The 1072-nt window shown below is 44.7% G+C and carries 3 protein-coding genes; all 3 read left to right on the top strand.

All coding sequences use genetic code 11. The features are described from left to right. A partial coding sequence (locus FJZ26_06295) for a DUF1385 domain-containing protein (protein MBM3230016.1) occupies positions 1-359 on the top strand: 359 nt, incomplete at its 5' end. A 40-nt stretch (positions 360-399) separates the two neighbouring features. Next, positions 400-606 carry a hypothetical protein gene (locus FJZ26_06290; protein ID MBM3230015.1) on the top strand — a complete coding sequence of 69 codons (207 nt, stop codon included), beginning with the start codon at positions 400-402 and terminating at the stop codon, positions 604-606. 100 nt (positions 607-706) lie between these two features. Further along, positions 707-1039: a hypothetical protein gene (locus FJZ26_06285; GenBank protein MBM3230014.1), complete on the top strand. Its 333-nt coding sequence runs from the start codon at positions 707-709 to the stop codon at positions 1037-1039. Positions 1040-1072: the final 33 nt, after the last annotated feature.

Here is a 1072-nt window from a genome sequence, read left to right as displayed (position 1 = left end):
ATGAAAATGGAAGAAAGCTCACTCCTGCAAATGTTGCAGGATTTTCACCGGTGCACAGAAGATGCGGCACAACCTTCCTGTGCCTTGTAATTCTGTCGAGCATAATTGTCTACACCTTCATTCCGTCTTCCATGCCTTTCTGGAGCAAATTCATGTGGCGGATTCTGCTGCTGCCTGTGATTGCAGGGATCAGCTATGAAATCCTGAGGCTTGGCGGGAGAGTCCATGACAATTTTATTGTCAACCTTTTGATTAAGCCCGGCTTATGGATCCAGAAAATGACAACTGCTGTTCCGAAGAAGAGGCAGATTGAGGTTGCGATAGTGGCTGTGAAGGCGGCTGTTAAAAAGAGCGGCTGATGGAAAAATTTAATAAGAGGCTGATTGGAACTATACTGAAATGCCAACTGAAGAAAAAAAGCAGGATTTGGGAAAGCAAGATGCAAAGGATGCAGCCAAGAAGCAGGCAAAGCCAGGCGCACCTGTTTGCGTTGGCTGCCTCAGGTGGGAAAAGTTCGGGGAAAGCTGCTGGGTTTACTGGGAAGGAAAGAAGTTCTGCACAATGAAAGTCAATTCTGTTGAAGACTGGAAGAATATGGAGCAGTGAGTGTTCTGTTTTTTTGTGTATTCCCTGTTGCATTATGCGGCTGCGCTGCAGCGGGTCAAAACCAAAGCTTTAAATATTATACGTATTTATACGTATAAAAATGCTAAGCAAAAAAGACATTATCGGCATGAACAGGGAGTTTTCAAACGGGAATATTGTGAACCCTGGCAGCTTAGATTATGCTGTGAAAACCTGTGAAAGAAACAGGAACTGGCTGGCATGTGCAGCAATGCTGTCAAGGGCTATGCTGATTGACCATGTGTTTGAAGATGGAAACAAGAGGACATCGGCTGCTGTCATAATGCTGATTATGGACATGAATGGAATTGAATTTGATGCGGGCAAAGTGCCATCAATTGTTGTGGGTATCTCAAGGAAAAATATTGCGAAAATCAGGGAAATTGAGAGGTGCATTAAGATTGCGGCAAGGTAAGACAAGCAGCGGGAACGCGAAGATGAGCAGCAG

The sequence above is a fragment of the Candidatus Parvarchaeota archaeon genome (genome assembly GCA_016866895.1).
In the GTDB taxonomy this organism is placed as follows: domain Archaea; phylum Micrarchaeota; class Micrarchaeia; order Anstonellales; family VGKX01; genus VGKX01.
This window is presented reverse-complemented; position numbering and strand designations above follow the sequence as displayed.